The sequence below is a fragment of the Williamsia muralis genome (genome assembly GCF_002735905.1).
Taxonomy (GTDB): domain Bacteria; phylum Actinomycetota; class Actinomycetes; order Mycobacteriales; family Mycobacteriaceae; genus Williamsia; species Williamsia muralis_A.
Window position 1 is genome coordinate 1,233,787 of record NZ_PEBD01000004.1, and the last position, 21,834, is coordinate 1,255,620.

A 21,834-nucleotide genomic window follows, 5' to 3' on the forward strand; every position below is an offset into this window, starting at 1 on the left:
CTGAGTCAGCGCCGCGCCAGATCGACGGTTTTCTTCAGAAGCTCTGAGACCGCATCGAATTCGGTCAGAAATCCGTCGTGGCCGTTGGCCGAATGCACAACGTGCAAGCCGTCGACGCATCCCGGCATCAGTTCGGCCAACTCGACCTGCTGACGGATCGGGTACAGACGGTCGGAGTCGATACCGCCGATGATCACCGGGACCTCGCAGCTACGCAGCGCCGCCTCGACGCCGCCTCGCCCGCGGCCGACGTCGTGGTGGTTGAGGACCTGCGAGAGCACCACGTAGCTGCCGGGATCGAACCGCTGGACCAACTTGTCGGCCTGGTGTTCGAGGTAGCTCTGGACGGCGTAACGGCCACCTTCGAGCGGATTCTCTTGTCCCTGGGGTGAATTCGCGAAGCGCTCATCCAACTCGAGTTCGTGGCGGTAGTACATGTGCGCAATGCGCCGCGCAACTCCCAATCCCGCGGTCGGCCTGCGGCCCGTGCCGTGATAGTCGCCGCCCTGCCAGTCGGGATCGGCTTGGATGGCGGCGATCTGGGTGGTCTGGGTGCCGATCTGGTCCGCGGAGGCCCGGGCGCCCACAGCCAAGATGAGTGCACTGCGCACTCGTTCGGGGTAGCCGATCACCCACTCGAGCGACCGCGCGCCGCCCATGGACCCACCGAGGACCGCTGCGACGGTGTCGATCTCGAGGGCGTCCATCAGTGCGACCTCGGCCCGAACCTGGTCGAGCACGGTGATCTGCGGGAACCGTGAACCCCACACGCGCCCTTCGGAATCGAGCGATGCCGGTCCGGTGGACCCCCGACAACCGCCGAGGACGTTGGCCGAGACCACGCACCATTCGTTCGTGTCGACGGCGGCGCCCGGACCGATCAGCCCATCCCACCAACCGGGGGAGGGCTGACCGGGTCCGGCCGGGCCGGTGACATGGGAGTCACCGGTGAGCGCGTGTAGCGCCAGCACCACGTTGTCGCGCGCTTTCGAGAGTGTGCCCCACCGCTGGAAGGCGAGGGTGACGTTCTCGATGCGCTCGCCGTTGTCGAGCTCGATGGGCCCCACCGACACACTGGTCAGCTTCCCGTCAGGCAGCGACTCCCAATCCGGGTGGATTCGCGGGGGCGTGTGCGGGTCGGTGCTCAATGTCGGCTTGGGGCTCGTCGTCACTTGGCTGCGGCGAAGCCTGCGTCGAGGTCGGCAATGATGTCGGCGATGTTCTCGATGCCTACTGCCAACCGGACCAGCCCGGGGGCGACACCCGCGGCGAGCTGCTCTTCCGGCAGCAGCTGGGAGTGGGTGGTGGAGGCCGGGTGGATCACCAGCGAGCGCACGTCGCCGATGTTGGCGACGTGGCTGTGCAGGGTGAGTCCCTCGACGAACCGCTTGCCGGCATCGACGCCACCGGCGATCTCGAAGCCGATGATGGCGCCCTGACCGCGCGGGGCGAGTTCCTGACCCCGCTTGTACCAGCGCGACGATTCGAGGCCGGCGTACGCGACCGACTCGACCTGAGCGTGCTCGGAGAGATACTTGGCGACGGCCTGAGCGTTGGACACGTGCCGCTCGATCCGCAGGCTCAGGGTCTCCAGACCCTGCGCGATGAGGAAGGCGTTGAACGGCGAGATCGCAGCGCCGGTGTCGCGCAGCCACTGGACCCGGGCCTTGAGCGCGTAGGCCGGTGCGCCGAGGTCTGCGAAGACGGCACCGTGGTAGCTGGGGTCCGGGGTGGTGAAGCCCGGGAACAGGTCTTTGCCGTCTCGCTGTTGACGCCAGTCGAAGGTTCCGCCGTCGACGATCACTCCGCCGATTGCTGTGCCGTGGCCGCCGAGGTACTTGGTTGCCGAGTGGACGACGATGTCGGCGCCGTGGGCGAGGGGGTTGATCAGGTACGGGGTGGCGACGGTGTTGTCGACGATGAGGGGCAGGCCCGCCTCGTGCGCGACCGAGCTGATTCCCGGTAGATCAAGGATCTCGTTGTTGGGGTTGGAGATGGTCTCACCGAAGAATGCGCGGGTGTTCGGTTTGATCGCCGCACGCCAGCTGTCGAGATCCTCGGGGTCCTCGACGAAGCCCACCTCGATGCCCAGCTTGGGCAGTGTGTAGTGGAAGAGATTGTAGGTACCGCCGTAGAGCCGCGGGCTCGACACGACGTGCCCGCCGTTCTCGACGATGTTGAGGATGGCGTAGGTCTCGGCGGCCTGACCGGACGCGACCAGGAGAGCGGCGACGCCACCCTCGAGTGCCGCGATGCGCTGCTCGACGGCATCCTGCGTCGGGTTCATGATGCGGGTGTAGATGTTGCCGGGTTCGACGAGTCCGAAGAGGTTCGCTGCGTGCTCGGTGTCACGGAAGGTGTACGAGGTGGTTTGGTAGATCGGCAATGCCCGGGCCGAGGTCTGCGAATCGGGGCTCTGACCAACATGGACCTGCTTGGTCTCGAAGCTCCAGTTGTCGGCGGGATTGACGTCAGTGTCAGACATGGCGAACTTCTTCCTTCATGGTCGGTGGTGCATCCAACTGTTGGGTCCGACCTTCGGACCCGCGCTTGCCGCGGCGAAAAACCGCTGGCCTGGTCATCACCCGGAGCACCCCACCGCGGTTGGAGGGTTGCCGATCAGCGAGCCGGGGCTTGTCGCTGATACTCATGACCTGGCGATAAGGATATAACACGCGTCACCCGGCCAAAAAAGCATCCTGCGCAGACTGATTCTGACCTTGCGTAACAGCACTTTTTCCCGCGTGCCGGTGGCGGTTCGGCGAGAGTCGACAACGTCGTGAAGGGGCGTCAAGGCCGGGCTCAGCAAGGACTGAGCTCCATCTCCCGGCTGTGGGCGAGTTCACCTCATCGCAGGGAATCATCGCGGTGGCCACGCAGTTGAAATCTTGGTTGCCCGGCAGCGTCGCCGCCTCACCCCAAGCGCCCTCGAGAGGATGAACCATGTCTGCCGTCAGTACCCCTGTTTCCAGTGCGAACCCGCAGGGATGGCGGGGCTGGCGGGGAAGTCGTCGCAACGCAGTCCTGGCTCTTGCCCTCGGTGCCTTCGGGATCGGCACCACCGAGTTTGTGGCGATGGGACTGCTCCCGTCGATCGCGGACTCCCTCGGGACCACCGAACCCACCGCCGGACACGTCATCTCTGCCTACGCTCTCGGTGTCGTGGTGGGCGCACCGCTGATCGCTGCGCTGACCGCCCGGATGTCCCGGCGCACACTCCTGATCGCCCTGATGGTGGCCTTCACCATCGGCAACGCCGCCACCGTGCTCGCGCAGAGTTACGGCATGCTCATGGTGGCCCGCTTTGTCGCAGGCCTTCCCCACGGCGCCTACTTCGGGGTCGCGGCTCTGGTCGCAGCACACCTCGCCGGCCCGGACGCACGGGCCAAGGCGGTGGGGCAGGTGATGCTGGGCCTCAGCGTCGCCAACGTGATCGGTGTCCCTGCCGCCACCTGGCTCGGCAGCACCCTGGGATGGCGCGCCGCATTTGTCGTGGTCGTGGTGATCGGGCTGCTGACCATCGGTGCCCTGTCGGTGTTCCTGCCGACGTTGTCCGGCATGAAGATCACCAACCCCATCACCGAACTGGGCGCCCTCACCCGGCCTCAGGTGTGGTTCACGCTGTTCATCGGGATCGTCGGATTCGGCGGGATGTTCGCGTTCTACACCTACATCAGCACCACGCTGACCAGCGTTTCCGGAGTGTCCGAATCGTTCATCCCCATCGCGCTGATGCTGTTCGGCCTCGGCATGGTCACCGGCAACATCGCCGGCGGTGCACTTGCCGATCGCGGTGTGGTCCGGGCCATCTTCATCGGGCTGGTGGCGATCACGGTGGTACTCATCCTGTTTGCTTTGCTCGCCAGCAACCCGTGGGCCGCCCTGGTGCTCACGTTCCTGATCGGTGTCAGCGGGACCGCGCTGACGCCGGCGTTGCAGATCCGTCTGATGGATGTCGCCGAGGACGCGCAAACGCTCGCCGCTGCGCTGAACCACTCGGCACTCAACATCGCCAACGCCGGGGGGGCCTGGCTCGGCGGTCTGGTGATCGCGGCCGGGTACGGGTACCGCGCGCCGTCTCTGCTCGGCGCCGGGTTGGCAGTGGCAGGTCTGCTCGTCCTGGCGTTGGCCCTCGCGTATGCCCGGCGGGTCCGGACCAAGGCTCCGGTTCTTCCGCAGTCGGACGAGCTGGTCGCGGTCGACGCACGTTGACCCGCGCGGAGTTCGTGGACCGCTGCCGGTGATGTCGTGATCCGCACGTAGGGTCGTCGGACGTGACGACAATCGTGACCACGATCAACGCAAATGGCATCCGGGCAGCGGTGAAACATCGCTCCGAGCGCAACCTGGGGCTCCTGCCGTGGCTGCGCGACACCGACACCCACCACGTGCTGCTGCAGGAAACCCGGGCCACCGAAGAGCAGGTGGTCGAAGCACTCGCCCCCGCCCTCGCCGACGGGTGGCATCTCACGCTGAACGAGTCGACGGTCAAGGGTCACTCAGGTGTGGCGATCCTGTCGCGCTCGGCTCCGGGCCGTGTTCGTAAGGGGTTCGGCAGCAACGAGTTCGACGGTACCGGCCGGTACGTCGAGGCCGACTTCGGTGATCTGACCGTGGCCAGCCTGTACCTGCCCAAGGGCGCTGCGGACGGCCCGAAGCGCGAGGAGAAGTTCCGGTTCCTCGATGAGTTCGCTGCCCATCTCGCGGCATTGTCGCGCAAACGCCGCGACGTGGTCATCGGTGGTGACTGGAACATCGCACCCACCGAGCTCGACCTGAAGAACGCGAAGGGAAACGTCAAGAACCCTGGCTTCCTGCCCGAGGAGCGGCAGTGGGTCGCGGGACTGCTCGAGGCCGGCTGGGTCGACGTCGCCCGCGAACTGGCGGGTGAGGTGCCCGGCCCGTACTCGTGGTGGAGCTGGCGCGGCAAGGCCTTCGACAACGACGCCGGCTGGCGGATCGACTACCAGCTCGCGAACAAGCGACTGGGACAACGGGCCACCAAGTCGTACGTGCACCGGGCCGACGCCTATGACCTCCGCTGGTCCGACCACGCCCCCGTCACGGTGGAGTACTCGTGAATCCTCCCGCCGCAGAATGGAAGAATCACGCAGGTGACTGAAGCGACTACCGAGACCGGGACATCAGAGCGGCGCAGACGCGTGCTGTCGGGTATCCAGCCGACCAGCGATTCGTTCCATCTGGGCAACTACCTGGGTGCTGTTCAGCAGTGGGTCGCCCTCCAGGACGAGTTCGAGGACGCCTTCTACTTCATCCCGGACATGCACGCCATCACTGCAGCGCACGACCCCAAGGCGCTCCGCGACCGGTCGCGCCGCAGTGTTGCCCAACTGCTCGCGCTGGGCGTCGATCCGGATCGCGCGACCATTTATCTGCAGTCCCACGTGCCGCAGATCGCACAGGTGACCTGGGTGCTGTCGTGCATCACCGGATTCGGCGAAGCAAGCCGGATGACTCAGTTCAAGGACAAGTCGGCGAAGCAGGGTGTGGACCACGCGAGCGTCGGTCTGTTCACCTACCCGATCTTGATGGCCGCCGACATCCTCACGTTCGGGGTGGACCAGGTCCCCGTCGGCGAGGATCAGCGCCAGCACCTCGAACTGACGCGAAACCTGGCGCAACGGTTCAACTCCCGCTTCGGCAAGACGTTTGTGGTGCCGGAGTCCTACATCGTGGCCGAGACGGCCAAGATCTACGACCTGCAGAATCCGACGGCCAAGATGAGCAAATCCGCCGAATCCGATTCGGGTCTGATCAACCTCCTCGACGATCCCAAACGCTCGGCCAAGAAGCTGCGCTCTGCGGTGACGGACAACGGTCGCGACATCGTCTTCGACCGGGAGAACAAACCAGGGGTGAGCAACCTGCTGACCATCCAGTCGGCGCTGACCGGCAAGTCCGTCGACGATCTCGTCGCCGGGTACGCCGACCAGGGTTATGGCCAGCTCAAGGTGGACACGGCAGAGGCGTTGAGCGAGTTCGTGATTCCGCTGCGCGCGCGATTCGACGAACTGATGGCCGACCGCGCCGAGATCGACCGGGTGTTGGCCGCCGGAGCCGATCGTGCCCGTGACGTCGCGTCCCGCACCGTCCAGAAGGTGTATGACAAAGTCGGATTCGCCGCTCCCGTGGCACCCGACTGACCCGACGCCCGCCAGACGCGAAGGGCTCGACGGACGAACCGAACGGGGATTCGATGTCCACTCCAGAGACAGACAAAGCGTCCGAGAAGCCGTCCTTCCTGGACAGGCAGCGCGCGCAGCGACCGTGGCTTGATCACCTGGTGGCTGCGGGCACGCGTTACCAGGACAGCAAGGGTGACTTCTTCGCTGCGGGCGCAACCTATTTCAGTGTGTTCGCCCTGTTTCCGCTGCTGATGATCGGATTCGCCACCGCGGGCTTCGTGTTCGCGGGCAACCCCGACCTCCTGGACAAGGCGAAGGACGAGATCGCCGAGTCCGTGGACGGCAGCATGAGTCAGCAGCTGACCGATCTGATGGACCAGGCGATCGAGTCACGTACCACCATCGGTGTCGTCGGGTTGGTGGTCGCGCTGTACGCAGGGCTGGGGTGGATGGCCAATCTGCGCAACGCACTGACCGTCCAGTGGGGTCCCGAGCCGGAGTCGGCAGGGGTGGTGAAGACCAAGCTGGCCGACCTCGGTGCGCTGGCGGGACTGTTCCTCGCGATCGTCCTGACGTTTTCCCTTTCGGCGTTGTCCAGCAGCGGACTCACCCTGAAGATCCTCGAGTGGTTGAATGCCGACGACCTGCCCGGGGTGTCGGTGGGCATCCGGGCCGTGTCGTACGTGTTGTCGATCCTTGCGTCGTGGTTGCTGTTCACCTGGGTCATCGCGAAGTTGCCCCGGGTGGCACTGCCGCTCCGGAACGCGGCCAAGGCCGGCCTGCTGACTGCCGTGGTCTTCGAGATCTTCAAGCTCGTTGCCTCGTTCTACCTGAAATCAGTCCTGACGGGTCCGGCGGGGGCGACCTTCGGGCCGATCCTCGGAATCATGGTCTTTGCCTTCATCACCACACGGATCATCTTGTTCGCCACGGCGTGGGCTGCCACCGATCCGATCAATCGCAAGTTCGAAGCGACGCGGGTCCCCGATCCGGTGGTCATCAGTCCGCGGGTCGACGTCCGCGATGGCTTGTCCCCGCGGGGCACCGCGGCCGCCATCGGGGCAGGAGTGGTCGCTGCGCTGGGCATCTCGGCATTACGGGGACGCAAACGCTGACGGTGTCCATGGTTCGCCGCGCCGGTTGACACCGTCCGGTATCGGGTACGCACACGTCATGACGAATTCGCCCAGCACACCAACCGGGAAACCACTTGCTCTCGTGACCGGCGCCTCGAGCGGAATCGGTTACGAGCTCGCCGCACTCTTCGCCGCAGATGGTTACGACCTCATCGTCGCTGCCGACAGCGAGAAGATCGACGCCGCCGCCGAGCGTCTCGGTGAGACCGGTGCTCATGTTCGGTCGGTCACCGCCGATCTGCGGACCGAGGACGGCGTGGCGCAGGTCTACGCAGCTGTCGCGGCAGACGGACGCCCCTTGGCCGCAGCGGCACTCAACGCAGGTGTCGGGCGGGGCGGCGCCTTTCTCGACACCCCGTTGCCCGACACCATGTCGGTCATCGACCTCAATGTGAAATCAACGGTGCATTTGACCAAACTCGTCCTCGAAGACATGGTGCGACGCAATGAGGGCAAGGTCCTCGTCACCTCGTCGATCGCTTCCACGATGCCGGGGCCGTACCAGGCGGTGTACAACGCGTCGAAGTCCTTTGTGCAGTCGTTTGTCGAAGCGCTGCAAGGTGAGTTGAATGACAGCGCGGTCACCATCACATCACTGATGCCGGGTCCCACGGCCACCAACTTCTTCCATCGGGCGCAGATGGACGACACGAAGATGGGGCAGGGTAAGAAGGACGACGCCGGTGAGGTCGCGCGCCAAGGTTATGAGGCGATGATGAGCGGGAAGCGCAAAGTGGTGGCGAGCTCCATCATGTCGAAGGCGATGGCGGCGGTCGACGCTGTGACGCCGGACGTGGCGAAAGCGGCAGCGCACAAGTTCTTGGCCCGGCCGGGGTCGGGACGCTGACGCGGGCCGAATGAGCTTGTCGCTCAGGCCTTGTCGCGGGTTGCCACGCCACGGCCGCTGAGTACCTTGCCCACTTCGCCGATGAGGTTGCGGCGTCGCAGCGGGGGGCTCGCCCCGTCCTCGGATTCGAGCACGGCATCCACTGATTGTTCGATGGTCTCTGTTCCGCTGAACCTGGGAGCCCAGTCGAGTTCCTGGCGTGCGCGGGTGCAATCGAGAAGGGGTACTTGGTAGGCCAACTCGATCCAGCCGCGGTCAACCGGTTGCACGTGCAGCCGCCACGACAGGGCAACCGCGCCGGCGACCACCGGCTTCGGGACGTGCACCAAGCGCGCGCCCAGGGCGGCGGCGATGTCGGCCGCGGTCACCGGCGGATCGGCGGCGAGGTTGAAGGCGCCGTGAGCGCGTCGATCGATGATGGTGCCGATCGCGACGGCAACGTCGCGCGCATGAACCGCGGGGATGGTCAATGAGCGGTCCAAGGGAACTATGGGGAGTGCTTTCAGCAGACCAGCGGGGAAGTAGCCGGGGAGGGCGTAACGGAGGAGTTCGGCGCCGATTCCTCCCTGGCCGATGAAGCCGGGACGAAGTCTGGCGACCGGCGGGGTGTTCGGATGTGTCTGCTCCCACTCGTCGATCGACCGCTCCGCGTCGACCTTGCCGATGCTGTAGACCGACTCTTTGACGCCTGATCGCGACCACGATTCATCAACAGCGCGGTGATCGTCGACGCTGCTGTACACCGCGCCCGACGACATGTGCACCAGGTGGCCGATGCCGGCGGCCGCCGAGGCGGCGAGCACATTGCCGGTGCCTTGGACCCCGGTCGCACGCAATTGCCCGACGCGATGCGACGGCTGGAATTGCCATGCCAGATGGACGACTGCATCGACACCTTCGAATGCCGCCGTCAATTGTCGGACCGCATGCCGGCCGCCGACGTCTATCGCGAGCCATCGGGCACTGTCGTACGGCGGCACCGACTGGGGAATCCGTCGTGCGATCCCGATCAGGTCATGTCCGGACCCGGCAAGCTCGGACAGGAGTGCCGTGCCCAGGTTGCCGCTGGCTCCGGTGATGGCGATACGCATGCCGCAGCATTACCCCGCGCGTTCTGATCGCAACCGGGTTACCGGGCAACCGGGCCGAGTGTCAGCGCCGTCTGTTCACCCGTAACCCGGCGTAGATCAACCCGATGACAACGAGTGCTCCGGCAAGCCCGATGGTGATCCGGGCCGTCCATGACGACCGGCCCGAATCCTGCACGGATGGGGAACCGGCCACGTCTTCGTCGGTGCCACCGGAGTACTCCACCGAACTCGGCGATGCGGGGTCGTCGGTGAGCGAGCCGACGAACAGATCCGGTGACTGGGCGAATCCATAGTCGAGCATTGCCTCGGCCTGTCGCCAGAACGAGCCGTAGGAGTCGTTGAGGCCGTACATCTGGACCACAAGAATGGTGCGTCCGTCCTGCTCCGCCGCGCCCACAAAAGTCTTTCGGGCATCGTCGGTGTAGCCCGTCTTGCCTGCGAGGGTGCCGGGATAGTCGTACAGCAGCTGGTTCATGTTGTAGAGGTCGATCCCGGGATCCCCGGCAGGAGTCGACTGTGTGGTGGTCGCGGCGACCGCGCTGTCGACGCTCTGGTCGGTGGGGGTGGGCGTCGGCATGCCTGGATAGCCGGGAAACCTCATCTGCGTCTGCTGCGAGATCGCCACGAAGTCGTCGTTCTTCAGGGCCTCGGCGAAGATGAGCGCCTCGTCGTACGGGGAGCTGCTCATCCCCGGACCGTCCAGACCGGACGCCGACGCCGCGCGTGTGTCCAGGGCGCCCAGCTCGCGCGCTTTCTCGTTCATCCTGTCGACTGTCTTTTCCGGGCCGCCGAGAGCGCGGGCCAGGGCGTTGGCGCAGTCGTTGCCGGACACCATCATCAGACCTGCCAGGAGTTCGCGCACCGTGTAGACGCCACCCGGCCCGACACCGGCGGCATCGCCCTCCACCTCGTCGTCCTCCTGCGTCCCGGTGACCGTGTCGTCGAGATCCAACTCGTCGAGAACCACCAGGATCAGCAGGACCTTGATGGTGCTGGCGGGCCGGTACCGACCGTGAGGGTCTTTGGCCGCCAGAACCTTGCCTGCGGTCAGATCGGCGATCAGCCAACCCGCGGCGGTGAGTCCGGCGGGTGGGGGAGCCGCACCTGGGGCTGCGACCACGCCGCATCCGCCGAGTGCTTCACCACCGACCGGTGGGCTGGGCACGGGCAGTGGTGTGGGTGAGGATGAGCCCGGCGGAACCACCTCGGATTCGTCGACAGGAGGAATCGGCAGCGTCTTGTATGGGCAGCTGTCGGTGATGGTCTCGGGTGCCGGCGCACCTGCGGTCGGTGTGCCCTGGATCGGCGCCGCCGTCACCGCTCCCAGGCCGATGGAGCCGGGTGCCAGCAGCACCACCATCGCCATCACTGCGGCACGCACCATCGGTCGTATCATCGCCTGCAGCGTACCGGGCACCAGACCCTTGCGCCCCACCTGCCTGCAGGTGGACGGTGTGTGCCGCACCGGGGTTTGCCAGCGTCAATGTTCGCCGAAATGTCGTTTATCTGGCTAGGATTCGCTGATGAGCCGCGTCGAGATCAACGTCCCCGGGACGCGACGTCGGCTGCCCGGCAGGTTCGTGCTCGCGGTACTGACCTCCGTTTTGGCCGTGGTCGTCGGTACCGCCGGCTGTGGATCGTCAGACCGTGACGATCCGACGACGGACTCCCCCCGTGTCGCCACGTCCGCCAGGGGATTGACCCTCGACGGAAAACCGTGGTGGCCCGTCGGTTTCGCGGCCTATCAACTGGGAACCGACTGGCAACTCAACGAAGGTTGCGGCGCGCAGGTCGACCTGAACAAGTATTTCGCCTCCTTGCCCCCGAACGCGGTCACCCGGTTCAATCTGTTCTCGTCGTTCGCCACGGACAAGGACACCGGTGAGATCGACTTCGCGCGCTTGGACCAGATCTTCAAGGAGGCGGCCGACCACGATCAGATGCTCGTCGCGGTGCTCTCGGCGGGTGAGGGTGCCTGTGAGGACTTCGAGTTCAAGGATCACTCGTGGTTCGCTGACCGCTGGGACGATCCTGCGACCGACGATTCGCCGATGGCATATGCGTCCTGGCTGGACACAGCGGTGGCTCGGTGGGGAAATTCTCGCGCGCTCGCCGGGTGGGAACTGGTCGGGGAGGCCGAGCCGAGCAATTGCAATGACAGTCGGTGTTCGTGGCAGAACCGGCTCTGTCCGCCTCGTTCGGCAGAGGTGCTCCGGAAGTTCTTCGATGTCGCCGGTGCCCGGCTGCGTGCACTCGACCCGGACACCCCGATCTGGGCCGGGCTCGCCGGCGGCGGTCAGTGTGGTTCGCGCGGCGACGAATACCAATATGTCGCTGCATCGCCGGGGATCGACGTACTCGACTATCACGACTACGGGCCGCGGGGTGAGCCGCTGCCGGGTACGGCGACCGACGGACTGCAGCGACGGATCCAACAGGCCGGTCTGGTCGGCAAACCGCTGGTGGTTGCCGAGATGGGCCAGATGGCGGGGTCGTGTGGGCCGTTGCAGGGCCGCGCGGACGACTTGACGCGCAAGATCACCGCCCAACGGGCAGCGGGCACCGCCGGTGCGCTGTTCTGGGCGTTTGTGCCCGACCCCCGGCTCGGCGAGTGCACGCTCGACATCGGCCCCGGTGATCCCATCTTTGCCGTGATCCGGGCGATGAGTCCCTAGAGCGTCGGAGCTTCCTCCACCCGGTAGACCCGCCAATCGGGCTGATCCTCACCGTCATTGGGTACTTCGAGCTCCAGAGTCGCGATGTCGGCGCCGGTTTCGTACAACGTCGGATACCGCAGGTTCACCGCGTCGGACTCGCCGCGACCGGTGTTGGGCACCGACAACAGGTATCGGACCTGATTTCTGCTGGGGTCGTTCAGGTAGGCGGTGAAATCCAGATCAGAGGGGACCACGAAGGTCTTGGGCTTTCGAGATGCGGCGACAACAGCGAATCCGTAGACGGTGTCGGTCAGCACCGAGCCCTCGGGCAGGTCGAGGCTGTCGAGATACTTCGCCAGCTCTCGCTCGGTGGAAAACGTTGACGCAATGCGGTGTTCGGTGGCCTTGCGTTCGGTGACGTTGTCCGGGTCCGGGTCGAGTACCGCACCCAGCGCATACTCCTGCGGGGCATATTTGGGTTTGCTCATGCCGTACGCCGAGGCGGGCACGGTGATCGCGACCAAGATGACGGCCACTGCAAGTCCAGGCCAGGTGCGGGCGGTACCCACCCGGTGACGAGCGGGCGAACGACGGGCCTCCGGTGGTGGTGGTGCGTATTTGCCCCGTCGTTTTGTGATCGTGCACGCGCGCGCAGGGACGAGCAGGATGGCGAGCGTGACGGCCAACGGGATCGCGACGATGTAGAACCGCAGGAAGCCAAAGGTCGATCCAGTGGCGTAGCTGTACCCCTGGAAGCCCAGAACGCTACCGAACAGCACTATCGGCACCAGCAGCGGAGCCCAGTCGCCACGCCGCCATCCGGCGACTCCGGCAGCGAGGGCCAGCGGGATCAGCGTCGGTGCCAAGAGCACGGTGGACACCAACGCGAACTCGACGCCGGGCACGAAATCTGTTCCACCGCCGTCGGACTGCTGGAGAATCGCCGAGTTGCCGTACTGGGAACTGAACTGTGCAAATGCCTGACCCGTGATGAGCCAGCTGCTCGCAGCCCAGCCGATGAAGGCGAAAAAGCCCGGTGCCGCGACCAATCCGCCGTCCAGCAGGGCCCGTCGCCATCGCAGCCGCGGCGAGGCGCGGATGGCCGTGGTCGCTGCGACGAGCAGCGAGGCACAGGCGATGGCGGCGACGGCGTCATAACGGGTGAGGTAACCCAGACCCAGCGAGATGCCGGCAGCCGCGAGGTGGTGTACGTCGTCGTCTGTGGTCCAGGCGATCAACCGGCGCACCGCCCAGCACACGAAGAACACAAATGGCGCCTCGCTCATACCGTTCGACCCGTAGAAGACGATCATCGGGTTGAACGCGAACAGTGCGGTGACGATCAAGGCGAACGACCGCGGCAGTCCGCGGTCCGCGGCAGTTGCGAAGATCTGTACTGCGGCACCGGACATGAAGGCCGCCGACATGAGTACCCCGGAAAAGGCTCGTTCGGTCAACGGTGCCCACAGTGGGCTGAATGCCACTGCGGGCAACTGGATCAGCGAGGTCAGAGGCGTGAAGACGAAACCGATGGCCGCGACGTGCGGATCGCGACTGAACAGAACGGTCTGTGCCGAAGACACCCGGGAGAGCGAGTCGCCGATGATGAATCCTTCACGCACGCACAGTACGTAGCCGACCACCACGTAGACGGCGAGACTCACGAAGTAGATGGTCCGGCCGAGTCCGCGATCAGACATTGCCGCCCGCCGCGTCGAGGGGAACCTGGCTCGGTCCGTTCTTCGATGCGGCTGCCGCCGCATCTGGTTGTCCGACACCGGAGTCGCTGTCCGGCTTCGCGGACAACCCATGGAAGGTCTTCTCCCAGTACGAGGGATTGCGGATCAGCTGGTAGCACCCTTTTGCCGAGGCCACACTCATCATCACCCAGTAGAGCGGCACGGTCAGGGCAGGCAACAGCAGATCGGGACGATCGTCTTCGCGCAGCGCGATCAGGTTCATGTAGATGGTGGCGCCGTTGCCGAAGATCAGCGACACCAGCGCGGGGAAATAGATGTACCAGGGGAAGACTTCGCCGATGACCGCGGGCTGGCCGAGAAACCACGAGACGGTGATCAACCAGAAGACGAGATTGAGGCAGGCGATGACGGGTGTACCGGCCAACAGCAAGGTGAACCGGATGAAACTCACGGTACCGATCGCCCGCCACAGGCCCACCGGTCGTCGGACATGTACCAGCCAGGTCTGCAGATAGCCCTTGTACCACCGTGATCGCTGGCGGACCCAGTTGATGGGATCGCTGTTGGCCTCTTCCAGGGTGACCGAGTCGATGACGGCGGTGCGGTAGCCGGTCTCGGCTATGCGGACACCGAGGTCGGCATCTTCGGTGACGTTGAACGGATCCCACGCACCGATCTCCCGGAGTACCGAGCGTCGGAGATGATTGGACGTGCCGCCTAACGGGATCGGGGCTTTGCTGCGCATCAGGCCCGGCAACAGGTATCCGAACCACAGTCCGTACTCGGCGGTGAACCACCCGGTGAGCATGTTCTGCCTGCCGTTGTGGAACGCGAGTTTGGCCTGGACGCACGCCACCGAATCATCTTCTGAGGCAAAGGCTGCCACCACACGTCGGAGCTGAAGGGGATCGGGCAGGTCCTCGGCGTCATAGATGGTGACGATCTCACCGGTTGCCAGGTGCAGTCCGTAATTGCAGGCTTTCGGTTTGGTTCGGGGGTCGGCCGCCGGGACCAGCACGATGGTGATCATCTCGACGTCCTGACACCCCTCGGCTGCCGAGATCGTGACGTCGTCATCGGCCTCGAGCAGCAACAGGACCTGCAGCTTGTCCGACGGGTACTCGAGCGCGGCCATCGCGCCGATGAGATCGGCAACCACCTCTGGTTCGTTGTAGGCGGGTACCAGGATGGTGTACAGCGGGAGGTCGGCGTCGGGGATTGCCCGGGCCCGTTCGTCGCTGATGTTGATCGGGCCCGATGCCAGCCCGCGCCGGAACAGCAGCAGCCTGTCGATCATCGACCAGACGTAACCGAGGGTGCAGACACCGATCAGGGCAGTTGCTGTGGGAATGGGTTGCCAGATCGCGAACCCGACAACCACCACGACGAGCCCGATCAGGAAGTTCTTCTGCCATCCCAGAACTGCGATCGACGCCGATCTGAGCGGATCGGCCTCACGGAGCCCCTCGATGGCATCGTGCAACGCCGCGGCCTTGAACTCCTCGCTCAGTTCACCGGGAACCGAGGGCCGCGTGGGGTGCTCCGGTGGCCCCGTCATGCAGGCACCTGTTTCTTGAGCGGCGCGAGCTGCGCCTCGACCAGGTCTCTACCGAACTCCGTGAGCAGCCCCTCGTCCTTGAACACGGGGTCGGTGTTGGTCACCACGGAATTGCCGCGGAGCAGCACGGTGAAGACCGTGTTGAGGTTGCTGACCAGTGCGTTGGCCGGCTCGGGAAACGGTGCGTTCGCCTCGTGATTGTCGACGGTCAGCACGGTCACCCGCTGTGCGGCGCCGCCGTTTTCCCAGGTCCACGTGAGTTTGGTCCAGGTGACGAGCAGCTTGTCGTCGACCACCGCGTACATCCGCCCGGTGATTCCGTTACCGAGGTTGACGTCACGTCCTGCGCTGGAGCGGGTCTGTGACATGTCGTAGAGGACGTTGTCGGGGTAGATGGTGAACGAGATCGGTCGACGGCTGGTGACGCTGTCGACCACCACCTCCCGCGGGCGGGACAGCTTGTCCCACTCGAAGTTTCCCTCTTCCGCGAGCATTCGTTGCCGGATCAGGACCGAGTTGGTGCCGAAGAACCGCTTGACCCACCGGTATTCGACGGTGCTTGTCGTCTGCCATTGCGGAGGGGAGATGAGCGGTGTGCGAAACGGTAGGCCGTCCACCTGGCGTACCGGCGGAAGGCTGGGAACGGGAAGCGTGATCAATGCCAGAAGGATCGCGATGACCGCGACAACCGGCACCGATCGCCACACCTCGGCGGCTGTCAACGGGTTGATCGACCGTTCGAGCGGACGTTTCTTCTCTCCCCGGCGCGAGTAGAAGTAGAGACCGAGGCTGACCACCACCGTCGCGGTCAGGGTGGGGGTCTGCTGGTACACCATCACCGGCGCATTGGGGTAGAACTCGATGAGTACCAGCAGGATTGCGCCACCGACCGCAAACGTCAACGCTGCGCCGGTCACCGCGCGCTGCCAGGTGCGTCCGACGGCGATGGCGGTCGCGAACGCAGCGAGCCCTAGCGCGACCAGCCCGGCGATCTGACGGCCGCCACCCAGGGTGATCACCATGATCCGATAGGGCAGTGGGAACATCATGAGCAGGAGGAGCCAGACCCACGCGAATCGGGTGACCGGCCGCAGACCGAACATCATGATGCTGGCGCTGATGAGGAAGATCCACATCGCGAGCAGATCGAGATGCAGAAGGCTGAAGTCGTCCGAGTATCTGCGCAGCAGAACGCCTTTGATGAGCAATGCCAGTATCAGGCCCATGAACCCGACGATGACGTCCGTCTGCCTGTCGTGGATCGGCAACTCGCCGGTACGGCGCCGGGCCACGCCCTGCGCCGCCAGCAACGCCAGCCACGGCACCGAGAAGACGTAGCCGATCAAACTACCCGAGTACGCCTCTTCGGAGATGTTGCGCCACGTCGAGTAGAAGGCGATGAATGTCGCTGCGAGGATGATGGCCCATCGCAGCGCGATTCGCGATGCGGGGTGCCACCGCGAGAAGATCGATCCGGACGACGCCGCCACGGATCAGCTTCCCGGTTCGCGCCGGCGACTGCGGATCACGATGAGGGCGACAACTATCGCGATCGCCACGAGAACACCCGCCCCGATCCACCGGATGAGTGAGCGGTTGTCTTCGGAGTCGGAGGTGACCGACGTAGCGCCGATGTCGACGGTCAGCGCCACGGGGTCGCGGTCGGGAACCGCCACAAGGGCATTGCCGTTGAGTCGGACCCATCGATCCCGATCGGCGCCCAGCCATCCCAGCAACGCGTCGAGTTGGCCAGGGGCGCCGGTCGAGGTGGCCACCAGGACCGTCCGCCCACCGTCGACGACGGTCTGCAACGAGCCGAAGTTCACCGCCGGGTCGAGTGTCAGTGTCGTCTCGTCGCCGTTTCCGTCGACGCCGGCGAGATCGATGGGGTTGTTACCGGATTTGCTCACCGGCAGGTCGATGGTGGGATCGTCCCAATTGTCGGCGGCGATCAGGATGGCCGGGAGCTTCGAGGCTGTCGCGGTTTCGAGCGGCACCACACTTGTTCCCAGCGGTACCGCGCTGAGGCGCTGAACACCCTCGATGATGGACACGGCGCGGGCGGTGTCGGCGAAAGACCCGACTGTCAGACCGATTTGGAGTTCGGGCATCAACGCCTGCGGCACCGACTGGAATCCAGGCGGCACCGGCGGTGTGGCCGGACTGCTCTGAACCGGGCTGTCGCCGCTGACGTCGAGCGTGATGGGACTGGCCTCGCCGCATGCCCCGGTGTCACCGGCGGCGTCCACGGCAACGTTGAGGTCGGTGAAACGCTGGAGTAGCCGGTCGGGGATGGTGATCATCTTGTCGATGGTCCCGCTCGGCTCGGTGGCCCATCGGGTGACGACCTCGTCACCGACCGAGACCACCACCTGGCCGCCATAGTTCGGCGGGAGCGGCGTGTACGACCCCTTGAGGTTGACCTTGATGTCGCCGGTGGGCCGGCCGAGGCGTGTCTGATCGAGGCCGATCGAGACCTTGGGATCGGTGAGGGCGGTGGCGCTGGCACCCGGCTCACCCAGGTCACGCAGCGTGGTCGAATCCGGTGGCAGTTGCGGGCTCGCGCGCAACGGCCCGGCCACTGCCTTCGAACTCACCGCCAGCCGCGACATGTCGCTGGTCAACAGCCGCGTCTGGTTGGTCAAATCTGTGGCCGGACCACTGAGCAACAGCGCCGGCACTCCCAATGTCCCGAGGAGGGTCACCGCGCTGTCGGGGCGTTCGATGACGGCAACCTGTCTCTCGAGCGCCGTGGATGGGGTGGTGAGCGCGGACTGGCCTTCCGGAAGGGTCTGCATCACAATGTCGACGGGTTGCTCGCCGTAATAGCCGACCACAGCAGATGCCAGCGCGACGGCCGCATTGGATTCTGCTTGAGTCGGTGTTGCCGGGGTCGCGATGGTCAGTCGCTGGAGGATCGGCGGCAGGAAGTCCGCGACGACGGTGGGCGCAATCTCGGTTCCGGAGAAGACCACAGACGGCGTGAGAAGCGTGAGCTGATCGGTCTCATCGAATACACAGAAACCCGGCGGTGGCACAACAAAACTGCGAATGGTGACGATGACCGCGTTGTCGATGACCTCGGCGCCGCGCAACCCGATTGTGACCGGCGTCCGGTCGGCTGACGGCACGTCGATGGATGACAATGTCTCGCCGTCTTGGACGACGGTCAGGGTGGCGCCCTGCGCATTCGGCGGCAGCTGAACCGTGGCTCGAATGTCGGTCGGCGTCAGCCCTTCGGGCACAGGAATTGTCACTGTTGTCGAACCCTGTTGGCCGGGAAAGGCGAGGTTTTCTCCTGCGCCCAGTGAATCGAGGCTCAGGGTGGGGGCGGCCGAGACAATGCCGCCGTCGCCTGGCGCGGCGCCGGCGTGTGGCGCGGCAATAATGGCTGGGGCCGCTGCAAATATCGCCGTGGTGATCGCGGCGAACAGGCGAAGTAATCGAGAGTGTGCCGTTGTCATCACGGCAATACTAAGCAGTAATCACTATCCGGCCCCGGACGAACGCGGTTTTTCTTTTACCGTGCCCGAAAATGTCCAGGTGACGTGCGAAGACTGTCGCCTTTCGGCGCGCCCAGGATTAATTCACCGGGAGATCTGCGTACCCGCGAATACTCGCGTTGCTGGCCGGTTCCCAGCCGATCAGCGGGCTGGGCGTTTCGACAACGGAGTAGTTCGAGGCGTCACCTGAGATGATCGTCGACCGATCGCGGTGCACTCCCACCGGGATGTCCCCGGCCAGGGTGACCCGGTTGACCCGACGGTATTGATCACCGAAGTCTGCGACGCCGTAATGCTGGGTGGACCGATTGTCCCAGATGGCAACATCGCCTTCATTCCAATTCCACCGGAATGTATTGTCGGGCCGTTCGATTCTGGCCTGAAAGAGTCTGAGTAGGTCTGCTGTTTCCGAGGTTCTGAACCCGGTGAATGACTGGACGAAGTGCCCGAGAGTGAGTGCGCGCTCACCGGTCTCGGGATGAACGCGAACCACGGGGTGCTCGGTTCGGTAGATGGTCTTCCCGAACTCTGCTCGATACTCGGGATCGGAACTGTCGCCGACCGTGAGGTGTTCGGCGTAGTCGTAGTCGTTCGAGTGCACAGCCCGCAACCGGTCGGCGAGCGCGCGCAACGGGACGGGGAGTGCAGCGTAGGCGGCGACGGTCGATGCCCACATCGTCGCGCCGCCGTAGCCCGGTCGCTGGATGGAACGCAGGATCGAGATCTTCGGGATTCGGTCGACGAATGTCACATCGGTATGCCAGGAGTTCGCGGCCCCTTCGAGCGGCAGGAGGTCCTCACCGCGGGACAGCACCGTGGGGTGCGCTTTGGTGGGGCTGCCCAGGACGGATGCGAATGCGTACTGCGCGTCGTCGTCGAGGTGGTGCTGGCCGGTGAAGATCACGGCCTTGTGGGTGGCGATCACCGAGCGGATGGCCTCGACGGTGGCAGCATCGAGGTCTGCCGACAAACGCACGCCGTCAACCCGTGCGCCGAGGTGCTCGCCGAGTTTGGTCACCGACAGAGCGGTGCGCGGGACCGCGATGGAACTGGCGGTGGTGGAACGCGATTCGACGATGGCAGTCATGTCGTCGAGTCTGTCCGAGGGTGCCGCCGCGGAACAGGGTTCGGCTCAGGCTGAGTGAAAGTAGGGGCTCGGCGACCACCGCCGAAGCCTGGTCCGGGAGGGGTCACCGGACCAGGCCTCGGCGCAGGTCAGATCTTGCTGTACGCCTCGGTCAGAACCGAACGCAGGATCTGCTCGATCTCGTCGAACTCGGCCTGTCCGCAGATCAGCGGTGGCGCGAGTTGGACAACCGGGTCGCCACGATCGTCGGCCCGGCAGTAGAGGCCGGCGTCGAACAGTGCGGTGGAAAGGAAGCCGCGCAGGACGCGTTCGGACTCATCGGGGGTGAAGGTCTCCTTGGTCGTCTTGTCCTTGACCAATTCGATCCCGTAGAAGTAGCCCTCGCCACGCACATCCCCGACGATGGGCAGATCGTTCAGCCGTTCCAGCGTCGACCGGAACGCCGGCGCGAGGTCCCTCACCCTGTCGTTGAGGCCTTCGCGTTCGAAGATGTCGAGGTTCGCCAACGCAACGGCGGCCGAAACAGGATGTCCGCCAAAGGTGTATCCGTGAGCGAATGAGGTCGAGTTGTCGTTGAAGGGTTCGAACAACCGATCCGAGGCGATCATCGCGCCGATCGGGGAGTAGCCCGACGTCATCCCCTTGGCGCACGTGATCATGTCGGGGATGTAGTCGAAGTCGCTGCAGGCGAACATGGAACCGATCCGGCCGAAGGCACAGATCACCTCGTCCGACACCAGCAGAACGTCGTACTCGTCGCAGATTTCGCGGACCCGCTGGAAATAGCCGGGTGGGGGCGGAAAACAGCCGCCGGCGTTCTGTACCGGCTCCAGGAAGACCGCCGCAACGGTGTCGGGGCCCTCGAACTCGATGGCTTCGGCGATCCGGTCGGCCGCCCACCTGCCGAACGCCTTCGGGTCGTCGCCGTGCTCGGTCGCGCGGTAGATGTTGGTGTTGGGCACGCGGAACGCACCGGGCGTCAAAGGCTCGAAGGCTTCTTTGAGTGCCGGGATGCCGGTGATCGCGAGAGCTCCCTGTGGTGTGCCGTGGTAGGCGATCGCCCGCGAGATCACCTTGTGCTTTCCGGGTTTGCCCTTGAGCTTGAAGTACTGTTTGGCAAGCTTCCACGCACTCTCGACGGCCTCGCCGCCGCCGGTGGTGAAGAACACCCGGTTCAGGTCGCCGGGGGCGTATCCGGCGAGGCGCTCGGCGAGTTCGATCGCTGGTGGCGTCGCGTACGACCACAAGGGGAAGAAAGCCAGTTCCTTTGCCTGTCTGGCGGCGGCGTCGGCCAGCTCGTCACGTCCGTGCCCGGCCTGCACCACGAACAGGCCCGAGAGGCCGTCGAGGTAGCTTTGCCCGCGATCATCGAAGATCCGCGCCCCTTCGCCGCGGGTGATCACGGGAGGGATGGTCTGGTCGCCGTGCCGGGAGAAATGTCCCCACAGGTGGCGTGCCGAGCGGGTGCCCAGGCTTGTTGTCTCGGTGTCCAGAGCGGTCATCGCGTACCCCAATTGTATTGTTGTTTAACCAATTTCAGGTAGACCAGGGTTTCGGTCCCAGTCACACCAGGCTGCGATCGGACCTTCTTGTTCAGCACGTCCAGCAGATGCTCGTCGTCCTCGCACACCACTTCGATGACGATGTCGAAGGAGCCGGCCGTGAGCACGACGTAATCGATCTCCTCGATGGTTGCCAATGCGTCAGCCAACTCGGCAGTGTCTCCGGTGCAACGGATCCCGATCATCGCCTGGCGGGCGAACCCCACCTGCATGGGATCGGTGACCGCCACGATCTGCAACACCCCGGCATCGCTGAGTCGCTGAACCCGGTTGCGCACCGCAGCCTCCGACAGTCCCACCGCCTTGCCCACCGAGGCATAGGAACGTCGGCCATCGGCCTGCAGCTCCTCGATGATCTGCTTGGAGATGTCGTCTAGGGCTATCGGTTGCTGATCGGTCATGGTCCCGATTCTTCTCGATGCGCATCCTGGTTCGATCTTCGCATTGCCATGGTTACGGATTTCGTAGCGAACTGCAACAACTACGGGTGAATTGGTCGTTCAAAAGGCAATACGGTCGCGGATTTCGCAATCGGCCAGTAAGGTGG

Annotated in this window: 17 protein-coding genes and 1 riboswitch; of the genes, 6 read left to right on the forward strand and 11 right to left on the reverse strand. The window is 65.0% G+C overall.

The window, feature by feature from the left end; genetic code table 11:
* Positions 1-5: 5 nt before the first annotated feature.
* Together metX and CSW57_RS06480 are read right to left on the reverse strand one after the other, a co-directional pair.
* Entirely contained in the window at positions 6-1,148 is a 1,143-nt protein-coding gene (metX, locus tag CSW57_RS06475) for a homoserine O-acetyltransferase MetX (RefSeq protein ID WP_099382114.1), read from the reverse strand.
* A 20-nt stretch (positions 1,149-1,168) separates the two neighbouring features.
* On the reverse strand, positions 1,169-2,485 hold the full coding sequence (locus tag CSW57_RS06480; protein WP_099381888.1) for a bifunctional o-acetylhomoserine/o-acetylserine sulfhydrylase: 1,317 nt from the start codon (positions 2,483-2,485) through the stop codon (positions 1,169-1,171).
* A gap of 56 nt (positions 2,486-2,541) precedes the next feature.
* A riboswitch (SAM riboswitch) is annotated at positions 2,542-2,655 on the reverse strand.
* Positions 2,656-2,943: 288 nt separating this feature from the next.
* Here CSW57_RS06480 and CSW57_RS06485 point away from each other — a divergent pair.
* From CSW57_RS06485 to CSW57_RS06505, 5 genes are all read left to right on the forward strand, one after another.
* Positions 2,944-4,212: an MFS transporter gene (locus tag CSW57_RS06485; RefSeq protein ID WP_099381889.1), complete on the forward strand. Its 1,269-nt coding sequence runs from the start codon at positions 2,944-2,946 to the stop codon at positions 4,210-4,212.
* A gap of 62 nt (positions 4,213-4,274) precedes the next feature.
* Positions 4,275-5,081 (forward strand): exodeoxyribonuclease III, encoded by an 807-nt coding sequence (locus CSW57_RS06490; protein ID WP_099381890.1) that lies wholly within the window; start codon positions 4,275-4,277, stop codon positions 5,079-5,081.
* Positions 5,082-5,114: 33 nt separating this feature from the next.
* A complete protein-coding gene (gene trpS, locus CSW57_RS06495) occupies positions 5,115-6,164 on the forward strand; it encodes a tryptophan--tRNA ligase (protein WP_099381891.1) in 1,050 nt (349 codons plus the stop codon).
* Positions 6,165-6,217: 53 nt separating this feature from the next.
* Complete coding sequence (gene yhjD, locus CSW57_RS06500) at positions 6,218-7,261, forward strand: inner membrane protein YhjD (protein WP_099381892.1); 1,044 nt, start codon at positions 6,218-6,220, stop codon at positions 7,259-7,261.
* A gap of 58 nt (positions 7,262-7,319) precedes the next feature.
* A complete protein-coding gene (locus CSW57_RS06505) occupies positions 7,320-8,129 on the forward strand; it encodes an SDR family NAD(P)-dependent oxidoreductase (protein ID WP_099381893.1) in 810 nt (269 codons plus the stop codon).
* 23 nt (positions 8,130-8,152) lie between these two features.
* On the opposite strand, the gene CSW57_RS06510 is transcribed toward CSW57_RS06505, so the two are convergent.
* A complete protein-coding gene (locus tag CSW57_RS06510; RefSeq protein WP_099381894.1) occupies positions 8,153-9,220 on the reverse strand; it encodes an NAD-dependent epimerase/dehydratase family protein in 1,068 nt (355 codons plus the stop codon).
* A 61-nt stretch (positions 9,221-9,281) separates the two neighbouring features.
* Complete coding sequence (locus tag CSW57_RS06515; RefSeq protein WP_099382115.1) at positions 9,282-10,616, reverse strand: D-alanyl-D-alanine carboxypeptidase family protein; 1,335 nt, start codon at positions 10,614-10,616, stop codon at positions 9,282-9,284.
* Positions 10,617-10,743: 127 nt separating this feature from the next.
* Between CSW57_RS06515 and CSW57_RS06520 the strand changes: the two genes are divergently transcribed.
* Complete coding sequence (locus tag CSW57_RS06520) at positions 10,744-11,895, forward strand: beta-mannosidase (RefSeq protein ID WP_099381895.1); 1,152 nt, start codon at positions 10,744-10,746, stop codon at positions 11,893-11,895.
* Here CSW57_RS06520 and CSW57_RS06525 read toward each other — a convergent pair.
* The 7 genes from CSW57_RS06525 to CSW57_RS06555 form a co-directional block, all read right to left on the reverse strand.
* A complete protein-coding gene (locus CSW57_RS06525) occupies positions 11,892-13,577 on the reverse strand; it encodes an ArnT family glycosyltransferase (protein WP_099381896.1) in 1,686 nt (561 codons plus the stop codon). The genes CSW57_RS06520 and CSW57_RS06525 overlap by 4 nt on opposite strands.
* Positions 13,570-15,135: a glycosyltransferase gene (locus CSW57_RS06530; protein WP_099381897.1), complete on the reverse strand. Its 1,566-nt coding sequence runs from the start codon at positions 15,133-15,135 to the stop codon at positions 13,570-13,572. Before CSW57_RS06530 ends, CSW57_RS06525 begins: the two co-directional genes overlap by 8 nt.
* On the reverse strand, positions 15,132-16,625 hold the full coding sequence (locus CSW57_RS06535) for a hypothetical protein (protein WP_099381898.1): 1,494 nt from the start codon (positions 16,623-16,625) through the stop codon (positions 15,132-15,134). Before CSW57_RS06535 ends, CSW57_RS06530 begins: the two co-directional genes overlap by 4 nt.
* A 3-nt stretch (positions 16,626-16,628) precedes the next feature.
* Positions 16,629-18,599: a hypothetical protein gene (locus tag CSW57_RS06540; protein WP_223249067.1), complete on the reverse strand. Its 1,971-nt coding sequence runs from the start codon at positions 18,597-18,599 to the stop codon at positions 16,629-16,631.
* A gap of 118 nt (positions 18,600-18,717) precedes the next feature.
* Entirely contained in the window at positions 18,718-19,725 is a 1,008-nt protein-coding gene (locus CSW57_RS06545; RefSeq protein WP_099381899.1) for a TauD/TfdA dioxygenase family protein, read from the reverse strand.
* Positions 19,726-19,853: 128 nt separating this feature from the next.
* On the reverse strand, positions 19,854-21,227 hold the full coding sequence (locus CSW57_RS06550) for an aspartate aminotransferase family protein (protein ID WP_062800066.1): 1,374 nt from the start codon (positions 21,225-21,227) through the stop codon (positions 19,854-19,856).
* A complete protein-coding gene (locus CSW57_RS06555; RefSeq protein ID WP_023962114.1) occupies positions 21,224-21,688 on the reverse strand; it encodes an Lrp/AsnC family transcriptional regulator in 465 nt (154 codons plus the stop codon). Before CSW57_RS06555 ends, CSW57_RS06550 begins: the two co-directional genes overlap by 4 nt.
* Positions 21,689-21,834 lie beyond the last annotated feature (146 nt).